Source organism: Noviherbaspirillum sp. (genome assembly GCF_036563305.1).
Classification (GTDB): Bacteria; Pseudomonadota; Gammaproteobacteria; order Burkholderiales; family Burkholderiaceae_D; genus Noviherbaspirillum.
Window position 1 is genome coordinate 167,972 of sequence record NZ_DATCMQ010000015.1, and the last position, 16,962, is coordinate 184,933.

Annotated in this window: 21 protein-coding genes; 6 read left to right on the forward strand and 15 right to left on the reverse strand. The window is 67.7% G+C overall.

The window, feature by feature from the left end:
* Positions 1 to 38 precede the first annotated feature (38 nt).
* Positions 39 to 950, reverse strand: a complete 912-nt coding sequence (locus tag VIM12_RS16135; protein WP_331942694.1) for a recombination-associated protein RdgC — start codon at positions 948 to 950, stop codon at positions 39 to 41.
* A gap of 161 nt (positions 951 to 1,111) precedes the next feature.
* On the reverse strand, positions 1,112 to 2,269 hold the full coding sequence (dinB, locus tag VIM12_RS16140; RefSeq protein ID WP_331942695.1) for a DNA polymerase IV: 1,158 nt from the start codon (positions 2,267 to 2,269) through the stop codon (positions 1,112 to 1,114).
* Between the two features lie 120 nt (positions 2,270 to 2,389).
* Between dinB and VIM12_RS16145 the strand changes: the two genes are divergently transcribed.
* The 3 genes from VIM12_RS16145 (at position 2,390) to VIM12_RS16155 (ending at position 4,642) form a co-directional block, all read left to right on the forward strand.
* Positions 2,390 to 3,001 (forward strand): hypothetical protein, encoded by a 612-nt coding sequence (locus VIM12_RS16145; RefSeq protein ID WP_331942696.1) that lies wholly within the window; start codon positions 2,390 to 2,392, stop codon positions 2,999 to 3,001.
* Between the two features lie 324 nt (positions 3,002 to 3,325).
* Positions 3,326 to 3,724, forward strand: a complete 399-nt coding sequence (locus VIM12_RS16150; protein ID WP_331942697.1) for a hypothetical protein — start codon at positions 3,326 to 3,328, stop codon at positions 3,722 to 3,724.
* A gap of 3 nt (positions 3,725 to 3,727) precedes the next feature.
* On the forward strand, positions 3,728 to 4,642 hold the full coding sequence (locus VIM12_RS16155) for an NAD(P)/FAD-dependent oxidoreductase (RefSeq protein ID WP_331942698.1): 915 nt from the start codon (positions 3,728 to 3,730) through the stop codon (positions 4,640 to 4,642).
* Here the strand turns inward: VIM12_RS16155 and VIM12_RS16160 are convergent.
* From VIM12_RS16160 to VIM12_RS16185, 6 genes are all read right to left on the reverse strand, one after another.
* Complete coding sequence (locus tag VIM12_RS16160) at positions 4,636 to 5,058, reverse strand: hypothetical protein (RefSeq protein ID WP_331942699.1); 423 nt, start codon at positions 5,056 to 5,058, stop codon at positions 4,636 to 4,638. The two genes, VIM12_RS16155 and VIM12_RS16160, sit on opposite strands and share 7 nt — an antisense overlap.
* Before the next feature lie 108 nt (positions 5,059 to 5,166).
* A complete protein-coding gene (locus tag VIM12_RS16165) occupies positions 5,167 to 5,481 on the reverse strand; it encodes a DUF2288 domain-containing protein (protein WP_331942700.1) in 315 nt (104 codons plus the stop codon).
* A 16-nt stretch (positions 5,482 to 5,497) separates the two neighbouring features.
* Complete coding sequence (locus tag VIM12_RS16170; protein WP_331942701.1) at positions 5,498 to 5,707, reverse strand: SlyX family protein; 210 nt, start codon at positions 5,705 to 5,707, stop codon at positions 5,498 to 5,500.
* 11 nt (positions 5,708 to 5,718) lie between these two features.
* Positions 5,719 to 6,402, reverse strand: coding sequence for an SDR family oxidoreductase (locus VIM12_RS16175; protein ID WP_331942702.1), 684 nt, complete (start codon positions 6,400 to 6,402; stop codon positions 5,719 to 5,721).
* 14 nt (positions 6,403 to 6,416) lie between these two features.
* Complete coding sequence (locus VIM12_RS16180) at positions 6,417 to 7,289, reverse strand: DUF6544 family protein (RefSeq protein WP_331942703.1); 873 nt, start codon at positions 7,287 to 7,289, stop codon at positions 6,417 to 6,419.
* 78 nt (positions 7,290 to 7,367) lie between these two features.
* Positions 7,368 to 7,769, reverse strand: coding sequence for a hypothetical protein (locus tag VIM12_RS16185; protein WP_331942704.1), 402 nt, complete (start codon positions 7,767 to 7,769; stop codon positions 7,368 to 7,370).
* Positions 7,770 to 7,920: 151 nt separating this feature from the next.
* Here VIM12_RS16185 and VIM12_RS16190 point away from each other — a divergent pair, with 151 nt between their 5' ends.
* A complete protein-coding gene (locus VIM12_RS16190) occupies positions 7,921 to 8,187 on the forward strand; it encodes a hypothetical protein (RefSeq protein WP_331942705.1) in 267 nt (88 codons plus the stop codon).
* A 51-nt stretch (positions 8,188 to 8,238) separates the two neighbouring features.
* Here the strand turns inward: VIM12_RS16190 and VIM12_RS16195 are convergent, their stop codons facing one another.
* The 5 genes from VIM12_RS16195 to VIM12_RS16215 form a co-directional block, all read right to left on the reverse strand.
* Positions 8,239 to 9,264: a porin gene (locus VIM12_RS16195; protein WP_331942706.1), complete on the reverse strand. Its 1,026-nt coding sequence runs from the start codon at positions 9,262 to 9,264 to the stop codon at positions 8,239 to 8,241.
* 177 nt (positions 9,265 to 9,441) lie between these two features.
* Positions 9,442 to 9,771 carry a hypothetical protein gene (locus VIM12_RS16200; RefSeq protein ID WP_331942707.1) on the reverse strand — a complete coding sequence of 110 codons (330 nt, stop codon included), beginning with the start codon at positions 9,769 to 9,771 and terminating at the stop codon, positions 9,442 to 9,444.
* 229 nt (positions 9,772 to 10,000) lie between these two features.
* Positions 10,001 to 12,058 carry a UvrD-helicase domain-containing protein gene (locus tag VIM12_RS16205; protein ID WP_331942744.1) on the reverse strand — a complete coding sequence of 686 codons (2,058 nt, stop codon included), beginning with the start codon at positions 12,056 to 12,058 and terminating at the stop codon, positions 10,001 to 10,003.
* Between the two features lie 142 nt (positions 12,059 to 12,200).
* Positions 12,201 to 13,022, reverse strand: a complete 822-nt coding sequence (locus tag VIM12_RS16210; RefSeq protein ID WP_331942708.1) for an amidohydrolase family protein — start codon at positions 13,020 to 13,022, stop codon at positions 12,201 to 12,203.
* A gap of 36 nt (positions 13,023 to 13,058) precedes the next feature.
* Positions 13,059 to 13,463 (reverse strand): DnaJ domain-containing protein, encoded by a 405-nt coding sequence (locus VIM12_RS16215; protein WP_331942709.1) that lies wholly within the window; start codon positions 13,461 to 13,463, stop codon positions 13,059 to 13,061.
* Between the two features lie 143 nt (positions 13,464 to 13,606).
* On the opposite strand from VIM12_RS16215, the gene VIM12_RS16220 reads away from it, so the two are divergent.
* Positions 13,607 to 14,077, forward strand: coding sequence for an SRPBCC family protein (locus tag VIM12_RS16220; protein WP_331942710.1), 471 nt, complete (start codon positions 13,607 to 13,609; stop codon positions 14,075 to 14,077).
* Between the two features lie 58 nt (positions 14,078 to 14,135).
* Here VIM12_RS16220 and VIM12_RS16225 read toward each other — a convergent pair whose 3' ends face one another.
* On the reverse strand, positions 14,136 to 15,392 hold the full coding sequence (locus tag VIM12_RS16225; protein ID WP_331942711.1) for a YsnF/AvaK domain-containing protein: 1,257 nt from the start codon (positions 15,390 to 15,392) through the stop codon (positions 14,136 to 14,138).
* Between the two features lie 81 nt (positions 15,393 to 15,473).
* A complete protein-coding gene (locus VIM12_RS16230; protein WP_331942712.1) occupies positions 15,474 to 16,088 on the reverse strand; it encodes a YsnF/AvaK domain-containing protein in 615 nt (204 codons plus the stop codon).
* 216 nt (positions 16,089 to 16,304) lie between these two features.
* Here VIM12_RS16230 and VIM12_RS16235 point away from each other — a divergent pair, with 216 nt between their 5' ends.
* On the forward strand, positions 16,305 to 16,910 hold the full coding sequence (locus VIM12_RS16235; protein WP_331942713.1) for a hypothetical protein: 606 nt from the start codon (positions 16,305 to 16,307) through the stop codon (positions 16,908 to 16,910).
* The last annotated feature ends 52 nt before the right edge of the window (positions 16,911 to 16,962 follow it).

Sequence of the window (16,962 nt, forward strand, 5' to 3'; positions counted from 1 at the left end):
GCCCTGAAGGCCCGGCGCCTCTTCGCCGGCCTTCTTCCTCAGGCGGCCTTCTTCTGCGCTTCTTCGCCGCCGAGCGCCAGCACCAGATCGGCGACCAATTTCGCCAGTTCGCCCGTCATCAGCGCAAAGTCCGTGTCGAAGCGCTCGTCGTCGTTCATGGTCGCGCCGTCGGCGTTTTCCTTGAGGACGTCCAGCGGCGCGACGCGCTTGACGGCCAGCGCTTCGGTGAGCACGAAGGAGATGCGATCGTTCCAGGTCATGGCCAGCCGCGTGCACTGCTTGCCGGCGGCGATATGGCGCTGGACGTCCTCGGCTTCGAGCGTGTGGCGCACGTAGCGCACCGTGGCCTTGCCCTCGCCGCTGGCGCGCAGCTCGGTGTCCTGGTCGACGGTGAAGCCGCCCGGCGCTTCGTCCGCGGCGAGCCAGTCGGTCATCGCCGAGAGCGGCGAACGGGCGGTGCGCAGCGACGCGAACGGCAGCGTGTCGAGCGATTTCAGCAGCAGCTTGAAGACCTCGTCGGCCTTCGCCGGACTGGCGGCATCGACCGCCATCCAGCCATTGACCGGATCGATCCACACACGCGTGGTGCGCCGGACGCTGAACGCGCGGGGCAGCAACTCCTCGGTCACCTGCTCCTTGAGTTCCTTCATCTGCTTGCGGCCTGGCTTGAAGCCCTGCTGCTCTTCGAGTTCCGCGGCGCGCGCCTTGGTCACCTGGTTGATGACCGATGCGGGAAGCAGTTTCTTCTCGACGCCAAGCTGCAGCAGCAGCTGGCGGTTCACCGTGTGCACCAGCATGCCGTTGTCGCGCGGCGAGAGCCAGCCCTGGCTTTGCATGTCGCCGCTTGCGCAGGAGGCGAACGACTGGGGCGCGAGCTTTTCCTCGAGCTGTTCGGCCGTCCAGGTCCAGGGTGCGATGAGGCGGTAGAGCTGCAGGTTCTTGAACCACATGGGACGGCACTCCTATCGAAAACGAGGGCGCCATTCTACATGCGCCACCCGGTGCCGTCAGTGGCGCAAATGCGTCAGCGTGGCGTGCTGCAGGCATGCCGGCAATGCAGGCGTGCACGCATGGATGCGAAGCGCCTGTGGCGATGCGAATACGACAATCCTCAGCCGCCGAGCAGCAGCTCGTGCTGGGTGCCGGCATGGCCGGCGCCCTCCTCGCCCGGCCGCGACAGTGCCCCCGCGCGCACGCCGAGCAGCCGGATGCGCTGCTCGAGCGGCACCCGCCGCAGGCATTCGCCCGCGGCGCGCCGGATCAGCACCGGATCGGCGGTCGCAGCGTTCAAGGTCACATCGCGCGTCACCGTGCGGAAGTCGGCGAAGCGCAGCTTGATGCCGATGGTGCGGCTGACGTAGCCCTTGCGCCGCAGGTCGTCGGACACCCGGGTGCAGAGTCCGGTGAAGATTCCCGAAAGCGTGTCGCGGTCATGGCGCGCATGCAGGTCGCGCTCGAACGTCGTCTCGCGGCTGATCGACTTGGGCTCGGCGCTGGTGACGACCGGGCGCTCGTCCATGCCCCGCGCGACGCGGTGCAGCCATTCCGCATTGTTGCGGCCGAAGTGCGTTTGCAGCAGGCCGGGCTCGGCATGCGCGAGGTCGGCGATGGTGAGGATGCCGAGGGCCGCCAGCTTCTCGTTGGCCTTGGGACCGATGCCGTTGATCTTGCGGACGGCGAGCGGCCAGATGCGGACAGGGATATCGGCATGGGTGATGAGGGTCAGGCCGTCCGGCTTTTCCAGGTCCGAGCAGATCTTTGCGAGCAGCTTGTTGGGCGCGACGCCGATCGAGCACGAGAGGCCGGTGGCGTCGCGCACGGCCTGCTTGATGCGCAGCGCAAGCAGGCGGGTTTCTTCTTCGTGTTCGCTGAGGTCGATGTAGATCTCGTCGATGCCGCGGTCTTCGATCTTCGGCGCGATGTCCACCACCGCCTGCTTGAACAGGCGCGAGTAGTGGCGGTAGGCGTCGAAGTCGGCAGGCAGCAGGATTGCGTCGGGCGCCAGCTGGGCGGCCTTCATCACGCCCATCGCCGAGAAGACGCCGAGCGCGCGCGCCTCGTAGGTGGAGGTGGTGACGACGCCGCGACCGGCATAGTCGCGCAGGCGCGCATACTGCCGGCTGCCGTCGGCGAGCGTGGCCGGACGGTGGATCGAGCGTCCGCCGATCACCACCGGCTGGCCGCGCAAGTCCGGGTAGCGGAGCAGCTCGACCGATGCGTAGAAGGCATCCATGTCGAGATGTGCAATGCGACGGGCATCGGCGTTCATCGGTGAGGCGGGGGCGGTTCGCTGGCAGCGGGGCTTGCTGTTTTTCGGACGCGCCCATTGTACGGTGCGGCCAGAAAAAAAGCCGCCTGCGCATGCGCAGGCGGCTTTTCCGGACGGGGCGTGAATCAGCGGCCGGTGCTGCCCGAGGTGCCGGAGGTGCCGGTGCCCGAGCTGCCTGACGTGCCGGCGCCGGTGATCGTTCCCGGTGCGGGCGTCGTGGACGGTACCGAGGTCGAAGTGCCGGTGCCGCCAACCATGCCGGCGTCGCTGCCGGTGCCTGCTCCCGAGGAACCGGTGGCGTTCTGCGCCGGCACCGAGTTCGACGGCGCGGCGCCGCTCATGCCCGACGACCCCGAAGAGCCCGACATGCCCGAAGAACCCGACATGCCGGTCGAGCCGGAGGTGCCGGAGGTGCCCGAGGACCCCATGGAACCCGAGGTACCACTGGAACCGCTGGTGCCGCTGGTCGAGCCGCCGCTGCTCATGCCGCTGGCGGAACTGCCGCCGCCGGTGGATGCGCCGCTGGTGGTCATGCCCGGGGCCGGGGTGGACGACGGGATCGAGGTGGAGGTGCCGGTACCGCCGACCATGCCGGCGTCACTGCCGGTGGTGGCGCCCGACGAACCGGTGGCGTTCTGTGCCGGGACCGAATTGGACGGCACCGTGGTGGTGGTCTGCGCAAAGGCGAGGTTGGCGGCCGCGATGACCGCCGAGCCGAACAGTATCTTGTGAAGTTTTGCCATGGTGGGCTCCTCAGAGGGTGTAGGGGACTCCGGTGGCGGCATCGCGTGCCCGCCACCCCGGTGAAAGCCATGACGTCCGTTCCGCCGGCTTCCATTGTCCGAGTGACAAAAGCCCGATCGCGAAAGTTCCACTTTTGCCGGCATGCAGTGCCGCAGCGACAGGCCGCGCGCCACATCTGCCCTCGCGGCGAAAAATTTACATGCCCAGTGCCGGGTGACGGCATGCCCCCTGCATTCGGAGTGCGTGAGGCATGCTTATTGCACCGTCTCGCCGTGCGCTTTGCGCGTTCTTCAAACTTGAGAGGAGTTCATCATGGCAGGCAGCACTTTGGACCCGGACCTGATTCCCGAGCCGGATCGTTCGCTCGGCCAGGGACACGACAGCAAGTCGCTCGGACCGAGCGACGTCACCGATACCGGCAGCGACGTGCAGCCGGGCATACGCGCAGTGGAAGAACTGGACCTGGGACTGGACAAGGGGACGACGGAGGACCCCGACTCCAGCCTGATCGAGGTGCAGGGTGATTCGGATGCCACCGGCACCGGCGAGCGGGCGGCGGCGGGCCGCGACTCGGTCGACATGAACGAGGACATCGGCGTGGACCGGATCGATACGATCGAGGCCGGCGAGGACCCGGACATGGAGGGTCTCGACGACATGCCGCCGCAGCGCGACGGCCGCGCCGGGCAGCACCAGCCGGGCAGGCGTTAGCACATGGCAGGCGCTCCCCTGCTCGACTGCATCATCATCGGCGGCGGCGCTGCCGGCCTGAGCGCGGCGATCTACCTCGCCCGCTTCCGGCGCCGCTTCATGCTGCTCGACGGCGGCGCCAGCCGCCTGCGCAGCATCCCGACCTCGCACAACTACCCGGGCTTTGCCAAGGGCGTGCACGGCAGGGATCTGCTGGCACGTCTGCAGGCACAGGCGCTCGAGTACGGGGCACCGATGGCGCAGGCCGTGGTGGACCGGCTGGAGCGGAGGGACGACGGGTCTTTCCTGGCATGGTGCGGCGACCAGCGCTGGCTTGCGCGCAATGTGATCGTCGCGACCGGCGTGAACGACGTCGAACCGGCGTTTGCCGAGGTGCGCCGGGCACTGGCGGAGGGTCATCTGCGCTACTGCCCGATCTGCGACGGCTTCGAGGCGATCGGCAAGCGGGTGGCGGTGATCGGGCGCGGCGAGGATGCGGTCGGGGAGGCAATTTTCGTCCGCCATTTCGCCCATTCCGTCACGCTGTTCTCGGGCAGCGGGCTGTCGTCATTGGGCGCGGCGGCACGAGAGCGCCTGCGCAGCGCGGACGTGCATGCCGAGCCGCGCCCGCTGGAACGCATCGGCTACGACGACGCGGGGGCCATGGTGGTGCACCTGCAGGACGGGGAGGCGCAGCGTTTCGACGTGGTGTATTCGGCGCTCGGCACCATCGTCAATGGCGGCCTGGCGGAAGCGCTGGGAACCGAGACCACTGATAACGGCGAGATCCTGGTCGATGCGCACCAGCAGAGCTCGATCGAAGGCCTGTACGCGGCCGGCGACGTGGTGGTCGGCCTGAACCAGATCGCCGTGGCGATGGGGCATGCGGCGATTGCGGCCACCGCGATCCACAACCGGCTGCGGACGCAGGATCAGTAGTCGCCCTCGGAGACCAGGAAGTCGGTCACGATCGCTTCCTTGATGCGGTCGGTCTTCAGCAGGCTGTTGCTGGTGTCACGGATCTGCTGCTGCAGCATGGCGATGCCTTCGGGGCCGCGCGCGGCGACCGGATCGGCCTCCATCAGCGCGACCTTCACCACTTCCTCCAGCGCCCGCTGCTGTCCGCTGGCCCATTCCGCCTGGCTCCCGCTGGTACGGATGGCAACGGTCGCGGCCATCGAGTGGCCGTCACGACTGATGGCCACGCGCGGCAGCGTCAGGAAGCGGACCTCGTTGTCCAGCCGCTTGGCATGCTGCAGATAGAACCAGGTTGCGCCGAAGCCCGTGAGCAGCACGAGCAGCGAAATCAGAACGGCATTGCGGACAGAGCGGTCACGCGCGGGCGGCTTTTGCATGATGTGGATGGACGAGGCACGAAAGCGGGCAGGCATTGCGAACGCATTCTACCCGCGGTGCAGCGTCAACGGCGCAGCCGTACTGCGCGCCTGCAACAACGCCGGGCGTTAATGCATCTTCTCGTGCTGCACCAGGATCCACGGCTTGATCACCACCGCCCACAGCGTGGCATCGGTCTGCAGCCAGGTCTCGGCCTGCGCGTCGCTGACCTTGGCAACCCGGTTGTCGGCCATCCACTCCGCAACCGCCTGCTTGTCGTCGCTGGCGACGCGGAAGCCGACCTCGACCAGGTCGAGCTCAGGCGAGACGGCAATGACGGCGCCGCTGGCGAAGAAGCGCTGCAATTCGCTCCACTTCATGCGGGATGTTTCGCCGTTGATCTTGGCGCGCAGCAGTTCGCCCTGTTCGTGGTTCTTGCTCATTCGTGTGATTGCCGTATCAGTAATGGGGAGGCTTGTCGTTGGCGGGGCCGCGCTCCGACGCGGCTTCCCGGATTTCGCGGAGGTGGCGCGCGAGCGCGGTGCACAGCTTTTCCAGCTCGTCGATCTTCTGCTGCTGGCGGAACACCGTCTGGTTCAGGGTGTCGACCAGGTCTTCCTGGCGGGCCAGCTTGATTTCGATATCGACAATGCGTTCTTCGTTCACCATGTCTTCTCCACTCACCGCGCCACCCAGCCGCCGCATACCGGGAATACCTGGCCGACGAAACAGTTGGCGGCGTCGCTGCACAGGTAGGCGGCGAACAGCGCGTCCTCACGCTGCGCCACCAGGCGGCCGAGCGGCACCTCGCGCCGCAGGCGCTCCTGGAAGGCCGGATTCGCCTGCACCTCGGGCGGGAAATACGTCGGGTTCTCGACGAAATTCTGCGCGATGGCGTTGACCTGGACGTTGTGCGGCGCGACCTCCACGCCGAGCGCCTGGGCATACGCGAGCTGGGCGCCGCGCGCAGCGCTGTAGGTGGAGGTACGCTTCATGCCGCGCAGCGCGGAAGCGCTGCCCATGACCAGGATCTTGCCGGCCTTGCGCGCCACCATGGCCGGCAGCACCGCCCGCGCCAGGCGCGGCAGCGGATCGACCATGTGCGCGAAGGCATTGCGCCATTCCTCGTCGCCGACCTCGGCGGCCGGCGTGGCGGGTGCCGGGATGGCAAGGTTGGCGACCAGCACGTCGATCTCGCCGGCCGCCTTGACAATGGTGGCGGGCAGGTCGGGATCGACCAGCGGACGCATGTCCGCGACCACGTCGGCGCCGAGTTCGGCCAGGACCTTGCACAGCGCCGGTCCCATGAAATCGGCCGCCTGCGTGACGAGGATGCGCTTGCCGGTGAGGTCAAATGGAGCCACGGTGTTCCTTTCGTCTATTGATCGGTGTGAAAGACTTCGTAGGCGATGTCCCGAATCTCGCCCTTCCAGACGCATTGCCAGTCTTCGCCGGCGTACCAGCCGGCTTCCCCGGCCAGCGGGATGCGCATGCCGGCGACCCGGTGGTAGTCGCGGAAGCGGGCCTCCCAGCGTTCGCGCACGAAGCCGTCGCGGGTGCTGCGCCAGCGGGCGGGTGTGTGCACGCTTTCGACGTCGCCATCTTCGTTGAACCGGAACTCCAGCGAGATGCTGGTGCCGTGGTCCTTCAGCGTCGCCTGCGCGCGGCGGGCGTCGATGGCCGACCAGCGCACGCCGGCCGCCGGCAGCAGCGCGGTCGGGTACCACGGCGCCTCGGCCAGGTAGCGCTGCAGCGCGCCCCTGTTGATTTCACTGCCGGGCGGCTGCTCCTGCACGACGAAGGCCGACAGCAGGGTGAGGCGGGTGCTGCCGGCGCCGTCGACATAGGTGTCGCGCACCTGCAGCTCGAACGGACCCGCGAGGGCGACCCGTGCCTGCCACAGAAAACCCGGCGCGAACGGCGCGCTGAGCTGCGTTGCCTCGAAAGCCATCCAGCGTTCGCTGTCGGGCGCGGTGCGCAGCGCGCCATGCTGCCGGAAGCGGGCGACCCGCACCAGCGCCTGGCCCTCGGTCAACGTGCGCTGCAGGTAGCGGGCAACCGGCGCGGGCAGGCCTTTGAGGTCGTCCATGCGAAACATGCGGCGCGCGGGCGTGCGCGGCCGGTCAAGCAGGCGATGCTCGGTCTCCAGCACGGCGCGCACCTGGCCGGAACGGCCCGTGCGCACCGCTGCCAACAGGGCGGCGCCGACTGCGCCGACGCTCGCCAGGCCCCACTTTGCCCTTGCCGCCATGCTGCCCCTTTCCGACATCGCCCCGTTGATGAAGCGCCTATTTTACGGCCTGCGGCGGCCGGGGCAGCGGAAGCGCATTCAGAGGTCGAGGCGGGGCTTGCCGCCGGCCTTGCTAAGGCAGGAAACGATGAAGACCTGGCGGTGCTCGTCGGGGCTGCGCGGCTTCTGGAACACGTCCAGCGCAGCTTCCATCAGGAACTGCGCATCCTCCTCGTCCTGGACGAACCAGCGCAGTTGCGGGGGAAATGCCTTGATCAGCTCAACGTCCTCGCGGATCTTGCGCAGGAACTGCGCCTCGCTGATGCCGCGGTCCCGGGCAAGCGCGGCATTGCCGATGAAATCGCCCGCCTCGCGGCACTCGGCGGGAGACGGCGTGCGCGCCGCCCCGAGGGCCGGCAGCAGCAGTACAGGCAGCAGCAGCATCGCCGGCAGCAGGCGCGGCCGCGCGCGTGCCGGAAGGTCCGGGGCCAGTTGGGACATCGCTCGTCTCCGCTCTTGGTGTGTGCGGGTTGGATGGCGCGCCGGTCCGGGAATTCCGGCGGCGCGATGGGCGATTGCCCTTGCTCAAGCTGTGCCGGCCGGGCTGCTGCAGTATGATGAACATCCTCCCGCACTTTCCCTGCCCGCCGCCATGCGCTCGACCAAGGCCAGTTCCGCCATCGCCCGCCTCAACGCGCGCGACGCCGATTTCCGCTATTCGCTCGGCATCAATGCCAGCGGGATGTTCTATCTGCTCAAAGCGGCGCCCGGCGCCAGGCCGGAGCGTGCCAGCGACGACCTGCCCCTGGATGAATTCGTCGCCCTGGTCAACAAGACCGGGCCGCAGGTCAAACAGAAGGTGAGCAAGCTGGACGAGGCGTTCGAGAAACAGCTCGGCGCGCGCACCCGCGAGAAATAAAAAAAGCGCCACCCGAGGGCAGCGCTTCTTGTTCGCCGGTCCGGTGCAGTATCAGAACCGGTGGCGGATGCCGACGTTGAACACCGACGGATCGCGGCCGGCGCTCACCGGCGAGCCGACGGTCGCGCCGGCGTCGTTCTTGATGCGCGCGTACGAGGTGTACAGGTTGGTGCGCTTGGACAGGTTGTGGACGTAGCCGATGGCCCACTGGTCGGCGTCGCGGGAAACCGTGCCGATGTCGTCGCTGCGGCGGATATACGAAGCCAGCACCGTGCCTGCCGCACCTACCGGCGCGCTGACGCCGATCAGCGCATCGTCGCGGTCGATGTTGGTCACGCCGGCGACGCTCTCGCCCTTGTTGCGCGCCCAGGCGGCATGGAGCTTGGCGACCTTGAAGTCAAAGGTGCCGCCGAGCAGCGTGGTCTTGGAGTCGCCGTTGTCGGCGCCGGCGGCGGTGACCAGGTTCTGGTCGTGGTGCGCCAGCACGACGCTGAACGGGCCTGCCGCGTAGCCGACCGAAAAGCCGAGCTGGCGGCCGTTCGAGGTCTCGCCGGCGATCTCGCCGAAGCTGTACGCCACCTGGCCGCTGAAGCCGCCGAAGGTCGGGGTGGTGTAGTTGAGGGTGTTGTCGGCCCGCTCGCCGTAGACGTTGAACACGTTGACCGCGTTGCCGGCCAGGCCGAGGGCGAACGGATCGACGCTTTCGAGGGCGACGCGGATCGGGTTGTACTGGCGGCCGAGCTTGACCGCGCCGAAGCCGCCGGACAGGCCGACGAATGCCTGGCGACCGAACAGGCGGCCGCCCTGGCCGAGCGTGCCGTCATCGATGTTGAAACCGTTCTCCAGCACGAAGATCGCGGACAGGCCGCCACCCAGGTCCTCGGTGCCGCGGAAGCCGATGCGGCTGCCGGAATGGCCGCCGCTCTGCAGGCCGATCGTGGTACGCGCGCCGTTGTCGACACGGCTGATGCCGGCATCGGCGATACCGTAGATGGTGACGTTGGTTTGTGCGTGGGCAGTGCCGGCGACAGCACTTGCTGCTGCGACGGCAGCGGCCGCCAGTAGCGTTTTTTTCATTGTTGATCCCCTAGGTCGATTCATGTTTGGCGTGCGTGCGGTCCGCCGTCGGCGGCGCGCGCTCCGCGCGGCGCCACGCGTGATCGCGCATGCCGCGGCGGACTGCCCGGCAGGATTCAGCCGGACAAACAGGCGGGATTGTGCGGGGAGGAAGTTACAGGCTGATGACAGGGCCGCTCATGCCGCGGAAGCTGTTGCGGAGGCGGCGCACCAGTCGGCATAGGGCGTGTTCTTTGCAAGGCGGCGGTTGTAGTCGGGCGCGCCGTCGTTCCACCAGGCCGGACCGCGCTCGCCAAGCGCGATCTTGGCGGCGTCCACCGCGGCGCGGGCGGCGCGCAGGGCTTCGCCGTCGCCGCTGCGCAGCGCATCCCGCACTCCCCTGCGGGCCCGCATCAGCTCGCTTACCAGCTGGCGCCGGACCGCCTCCGGCAGCGCGGGATTGCTGCAGCGCCAGAGGCGCCCGCGCACGAGGAAATAGCGGCCGTCCGGGGTGACGGGATAGCTCATGCCGGCAGGATAGCGATCGTGATATGGAGGAAGAGATGCGGCCCGGACCGGCATGCCCGCGCCGGAAGCAGGCCGGCACGGCGGGAGCCGTGGGGGCAAGGGTGGCGGCGGTCTCTACGGCGGTCGTTCATGGACAGGCACCAGCGGGGGAGTGCAGCCACTATAGCAAGGCGGCGGCGGCGTTCTTCGACCTGGAGCAAGCCCGCCGCCTGACCCGCCCGTGTCCGGTTCAGGCCGGCCTGGGCCTGGACAGCAGCGCCTTCAGGTTGGCCAGCCGGTCCTGCGGCGTCACGACTTCATCCTCCTTCGGCACCGCATCGCCTTCATCCAGCTTCATCTCCTTGATGAAACGCGAAGGGTCGCAGTTGACGGTTTCCCTGGCCCGCTTGCGGCGCTTGCACCAGGTCACGTGCAGGCTGCGCTGGGCCCGGGTGATGCCGACATACATCAGGCGCCGCTCCTCCTCGAGGCGGGCGGCGATGCTTTCTGCCGGCGCATCCGGATCGCCCTTGTGCGGCAGGATGCCCTCTTCCACGCCCACCAGGAACACATGCGGGAATTCCAGCCCCTTGGAGGCGTGCAGGGTCGACATGCGCACCGCATCCGGCTCTTCGTCCCTGCCCTCCAGCATGGTCATCAGCGCCACCATCTGGGTCAGCTCCAGCAGACTGCGCTCGTCGGCGCTGCCGTCCTTGCCGCCGGTGCCCTTCTCCTTGAGCCAGCTGGTGAAATCGAGCACGTTCTGCCACTTCGACTGCGCCTGGCGATCGTCGAAGGCGTCATACAGGTAGCCCTCGTAGTTGATCTCCTTCATCATCTCGTCGAGCAGCGCCGCGGCGTCCTCGCCCCGCTTCGAGGCGCGTGCCTCGAGGCCGTTGATGAAGTGGCAGAACTCGCGCAGCGGACTGAGCTGGCGCTCGGCCAGTTTCGCTTCTATGCCGCCCTTGAACACCGCCTCGAACAGCGAGCACTGCCACTGCCCGGCGAAGGCGCCGAGCGCCTCCAGCGTCGACTGGCCGACGCCGCGCTTGGGCGTGGTGACCGCGCGGATGAAGGCGGGATCGTCGTCGCCGTTGGCGACCAGGCGCAGGTAGGCGACGATATCCTTGATCTCGGCGCGGTCGAAGAAGCTCTGGCCGCCGGAGATGGTGTACGGGATGCGCTCCTTGCGCAGCGCCTGTTCGATCACGCGGGCCTGGTGGTTGCCGCGGTACAGGACCGCATAGTCGGAAAACCGCGCGCGCCGCTCGAACTTGTGGGCGGAGATCATGATCGCGACCTGCTCCGCTTCCTGTTCCTCATCCTGCATGGCCAGCACCTTGACCGGATCGCCGAGGCCGTGGTCCGACCACAGCTGCTTCTCGAACAGCTTGGGATTGTTGCCGATGACGGCATTGGCGGCCTGCAGGATGCGCGTGCTGGAACGGTAGTTCTGCTCCAGCTTGACCACCTTCAGGTCGGGGAAATCGACCTGGAGCTGCTTCAGGTTCTCTATCGTCGCACCGCGCCAGGCGTAGATCGCCTGGTCGTCGTCGCCCACCGCGGTGAACATCGGCTTCTTGCCGAGCCCGGTCACCAGCAGCTTGACCAGCTCGTACTGGCAGGTGTTGGTGTCCTGGTACTCGTCGACCAGCAGGTAGCGCAGCTTGCGCTGCCAGCGGTCGCGCACGTCCTCCTTGCTGCGGAACAGCTCGACCGGCAGCCGGATCAGGTCGTCGAAATCCACCGCCTGGTAGGACGACAGCGTGGCGACGTAGTTGCGGTAGACCCGTGCCGCCTGCGCCTCGTCCTCGGTCGCCGCCTGCTTCAGCGCCTGCTCGGGGTCGACCAGCGCGTTCTTCCACAGCGACATCGCGGCCTGGATGCGCCGGATCTCCTGCTTGTCGGTGGTGCACGCCAGGTCCTGGACCAGCGAGAAGCAGTCGTCGCTGTCCATGATGGAGAAGCGGTCCTTCAGGCCGAGCTCCCTGGCTTCGCGGCGCAATATCTGCACGCCGAGCGAATGGAAGGTGCAGACCGTGAGCTGCTTCGCCTCCTTCGGCTCCTTGAGCAGCTTGGCGATGCGCTCCTGCATCTCGAGCGCGGCCTTGTTGGTAAACGTGACGGCGGCGATGTTGCGGGCCTCGTAGCCGCAGTTCTCGATCAGGTGGGCAATCTTGGTGGTGATGACCCTGGTCTTGCCGGAGCCGGCGCCGGCAAGCACCAGGCACGGGCCGTCCAGGTAGTTCACGGCTTCGCGCTGAGGCGCGTTCATTCCCTGGGTGGCGTGGTGCGGGGCGTATGACATCGGGGTGGAGCGGGGAGGGAAAAGCGCTTCATTGTAGCAGCGCCCGGATGCCGGCCGGCGCTGGTTGCGATCCGGCGACAGGACGTGCAAGGATGTCAATGCGCGCTGCGTACGCAGCAGGGCGCGGGGCAGGAAGGCGCCTTCAGCGCAGCCCGAACATCGCCGCCCCGTTGCGATAGGCAATGCGGTCCGCCACTTCCGGCGGCAGCTGCGCAAGGAGGCGGCGGTAGCCGGCGATCAGCTCCTCGACCTGGCCCCAGCGCGGCGTGATCCAGGTATCGGTCCCGAGCAGGAAGCGGTCCGGGTATTTCAGCATCAGCTGCTTCCAGCGCGGGTTGAGCACGCCGCCCTCCTCGATGTCGCCCCGATAGGACAGCTCGCCGACGATGTTCGGGTGCTCGGCAAACATCTGCTCCACCTTGTCCAGCGAGGTGCTCATGCCGGTGTGCGCCCAGATCAGCTTGACCCCGGGCGCATGGCGCAGGATGCGTTCCACCGCGTCTTCGTCGGCATGCGCATGCAGCCACAGGCCGCGTTCCTTTGCCAGGCGGGCGATCCTTGCCATGTAGGGCGCATCGGCATCGGCACCGAAGATGTGGAACTCGCCGATGCCGCGGTAGATGCCGCGCTTGAGCTCCTGCTCCACGTACTGCTCGACCGCGCGGTTGTTGCTGAACCAGTCATGCCGGTCCGGCTGCTTGATGTAGGGCCGCAGGAAGGGCACGATCTGGATGTCCGGCGCCTGCTGCGCGATCAGGTCGAGCGTGCCGTCGTTCGGCCGGCTGGTCGCCAGCACGGCGCCGATACCGACCTTGCGCCAGAGCGCGAGCACCTGCGGCGGGCTGATCACCGAGCGCGCCTCGACGTTGTAGTGCATGTGGGCGTCGAAGATCGGCCCGGGTTTCACGGCTTGCGCGACAGCCGCCAGCGGCAGCAGCAGGACGGGGAGTAAGGCGATGCGCATGGACGCTCCTGTTCGGGTACGGCGATGGCGCCGGGTTCAGCGGCGCGCCTGCCCGCCCGCGGATTCTTCCTTGCCGGAGGCGAGCATGCCCTTGGCGGCCTGCGCCGAGGCCGGTTTCTCTCCGACCCAGTCGCCGCTCGCCAGCAGCAGCACGCCGACCAGCAGCGAGGCGACCGCCAGCAGCGCGCCGCCGGCATCCAGCAGGCGGTTGCGACGCTGCTCGTAATCGGCCAGCTCGCGATCGTACGTCTGACGGCGGCTGGGCGAGGACAGGATCAGGAAGGCGCCGCGCAGCGAGTGCAGCCGCTGCTGGTCCTTCTTGCTCAGCTTGCGGCCGTTGCTTGACGCAATATGGCGGTTGAGGTGCTGCCGGTAGGGCTGCTCGATCTCGTCGAGCGAGGCCTGGCGGCGCACGCCTAACACTTGATACAGGGTCTTCATGGCAGGCAGTACCGGTACGGGATATTGCTAAGGTATCCCGAATGTCCGGCGGCAACAATCCCCCGTTTATGGGAATGTGGGCGATTGCGCTACACTGCCCGATTGTCCTGACCGCAGTCACGTTCCAGCCCGCCCACGCCTCCATGAAATTCGCCCACCTGGTCGAGATCAACGACCCGCACAATCCCCTTATTCAAAAGCTGTCGCGCACCCAGCTCTGGCGGGGACTGGTCCGCCGCGCGGAAACGCCGACGGCCTTTGTCCCCTATCTCGACAGCTGCCGCATCCTGGAAAAAAGTGCGCAGGCCCTGAGCCGCGAGCTGCACTACGGCAGCCTGGTGGTGCGGGACCATGTGACGCTCGTGCCGGAAAGACAGGTGATCTACCAGGTGCCGGAACAGGAGGGGATACCGCCATCGTCGCTGGTGATGACGATCGAGGAACCCGAAGCGGGCATCTACTTCGTGCGCTTCGAATACGATGACGGGGCAAGCGAAGCGGCCGACGCCGCGGATGCCTTCTACAACGACTTCCGCAAGTCGGCCTATACCGAGTCGGATATCGACACGATCAGGACCATCCGGGAGCTGGCAGAACTCGGCCAGCTGGACTGAGTCCGGAGGCGAAGGAACGAAGGAAGGGTTCCCGCCGGAGCGGGAACCGCCTCCCGCATCAGTGGCGCGACTGCCCGCGGCCGCCCACCTTGTCGGCGCCGTAGCGCACCGCGTCCTTGACCTTGTCCCAGGTGCTCTCCGGATGGCTGGACTCCCAGCTGCGGCGCATCTCCGGTTCGGCATCCTCCCAGCGGTAGTTCTGGAAGCGCTCGCTGCCGGCCATGGTCGAGCCATGCCGATAGGCCGCATCGTAGTCCTCGTAGCGGCCGCCGGTGGTCCCATAGGCGTTCTGCCAGTGGGTGCGGTAGTCGCTGTCGTCGGAGACGGCCATCGTGTCCGAGAAGTCGCGGTTGCGGCCCGCGCCCGATGCCCCCAGCTGCTCCACCTCGACGTCGGTGCGGCGCACGGTGTCGTTGATGTTGGCGGTTTCCTGGGTCACTTCCTTGCCGACCACCACTTCCTCGACCACGCGCGCGGTCTTCGACACCACCGGCTCCTCCGCGGTCTCGCGCATCTCCACCGAGCCTTCCTTGAAGGCCGCCATGTCGGCCGCGGTGGCGGGCTTGTCGACGGCATGGCGCTCTACCCGCACATGCTCTTCGCGCAGCGATACCGATTCATTGACCGGCGTCTCCCGCACGCGGGAATAGACGCGCACGCCGCCGCGCTGCACCTCGCGCTTGCCGACCTTCAGCTCTTCCTCGACCACCGGGATGCGGGTTTCCTGCCCGGTACGCATGCCGGCGCCGCTTCCGGCGGCCGCCATGCCTCCTGCCGCCATGCCTCCCGCAGCCATGCCGGTCCCGGCCGCGCCGCCCGATCCGGTCGTGCTGCTGCCGGCGTGGAGCCCCGCGGTCGTGTCCTGGCCGCGGCCGGTGCCGTACATCGTGCGGTCCTTGTCGATCTCGCTGTCGCTGAGCATCGGCGCGGTCTCGTCATAGCCGCTCCAGCCCTGCGTCCGCCAGTGCGAGGACCGCTCGTCGATGTCGATCGGATCGTGCCGGTTCATGATGTCGGTGGCACGGTCGAGCTGGTCGTCGCTGGCGGCATTCACTGTGAGGACGCAGCTGCCGCGCCGGACTGCCTCTGAGTACACGTCGCGCGTGTCCCTCTCCTCGTCCATGCCGAACAGCGATCGAAAGAAATTGCCGATGGCGGACCCGCCCTGAGCATCGTCGCTGTTGCTGCCCGTGCCGCGTTCGGAGTCCGGGCTGAGCTGGAGGTCGGAGCGATCGAAACCGGCAGCGAGGAGTTCGTTCATTGCGTTTTGCGCCTGGGCATAGCTGTCGTACACGCCTACTACGGTATTTTCCATGATCAGTTCTCCTGAATAATGTCAATTTCGAAATAGCCGGGGCACACCGGCCGGGGTGGGCTTTGCAGGCACGACCCGTGCCTACTCGAAGCGTTCGACCTTTACCTGTTCCGTACGCAACATCACTTTCTGCGCGGACCGGACTTCCTGACGTCGCCGCGTGACGTGCACCTCTTCCTTCAGCAGCAGCTGCTTCTGCACCACCAGGACCTCCTCGAACACCGGCATCACCAGCGTGTCGCCCTCGTAGCGCGTATCCGGCACTTCTCCCGGCTGGACGATCCGCCCGACAGGCACGTGCGCGACCACCAGCTCGTCGCGCAGCAGAGGCTGGTCGAGCAGCTCCTCGTGCTGGACCACCTGCTTGTGCAGCCGCACGCCGCGCCCGGTATCCACCGTGCGCTTGCCCACCTGCAGTTCCTCGGCAAGGACGGGTATGCGCACCTCGCCGCCGTCGCCGCCGCCGTGGAAAGTGAATGGGAGCCGATAGCTGCCGTCGTCCTGCCTGCCGAGCAAGTCGAGCGGGACCAGCACCTGCGTCCCGGCGTCCAGCTGGATCAGGGCCTGCTGCGGGCCGCTGCCTTCGGCATGCAGCGACACGATGGACGCGGCGTTGCCGCTGGCATCGACTACCCGCGCATTGACCATCGTTGCGGAATGGGAAGCGGCGCCGCCGCCTGCTGGATGTGTGCTCATCTGCTTCTCGCTGAATGGTCGGAAGGGTGGGCAGCGCAAGCAAGGAGCGCGCCGAGAAGGGAGAGCGGAACGGCATGCGGGATGCCCGCAATGCACCCACCGTTTTTACCGGCGGGCAGAAAATTTTATACAGTGGCGCGCGGCAAGGAGCGGCAGAACTAATTGCACCGCGCGCGCCTCTCACTCATGTTCACTTCGTCAACAGAGGAGCCAGCCATGACAACCATTATTGCAGGCAGATTCGACGAGCAGTCGAATGCGCAGGGAACGATCGACGAGCTGCTGCGCGCCGGCTTTGCGCGCGAACAGGTATCGACCTTCTATTGCAATCCGGCCGGGCAGCACGCCAGCTATCCGATCGGCGGCGACGCCGACAAGTCGGCCGGCGCCAAGGAATCGGACAAGGGCGTCGCCAAGGGTGCTGCTGCCGGCGCGGCGGTCGGCCTGGCCGCAGCGCCGGTGCTGGGGCCGGTGGGCGCGATCACCGGCGGCCTCGTCGGCGCGCACATCGGCGGCCTGGTGGGCGGCATGTCGGAAATGAAGGACCGCGGCGAGACCGGCGATCACGCCGAGGACCTGGACAACGCGGTGGGAATCCGCCGCGCGGGAATGATGGTCGCCGTCAGCGTGGGCGCCGGCGACCACGAGGTCGAGGACCGCGCGATCAACCTGCTGCGTTCGGCCGGCGCCGCGGATATCGAGCGCGCTGATGGCACCATCAGCAACGGCGACTGGGTCGACTTCGACCCGGTGACGCCGCCGACGCTGGTCGGGCATGCGCGCGGCGCGGCGCGCACCGACGCGCCGGACCGGCGGCTCTGACATCCCACCCCGGCCCCTGTCCGTATCCGTGCCGGCCGCCTGCACCGGCCGG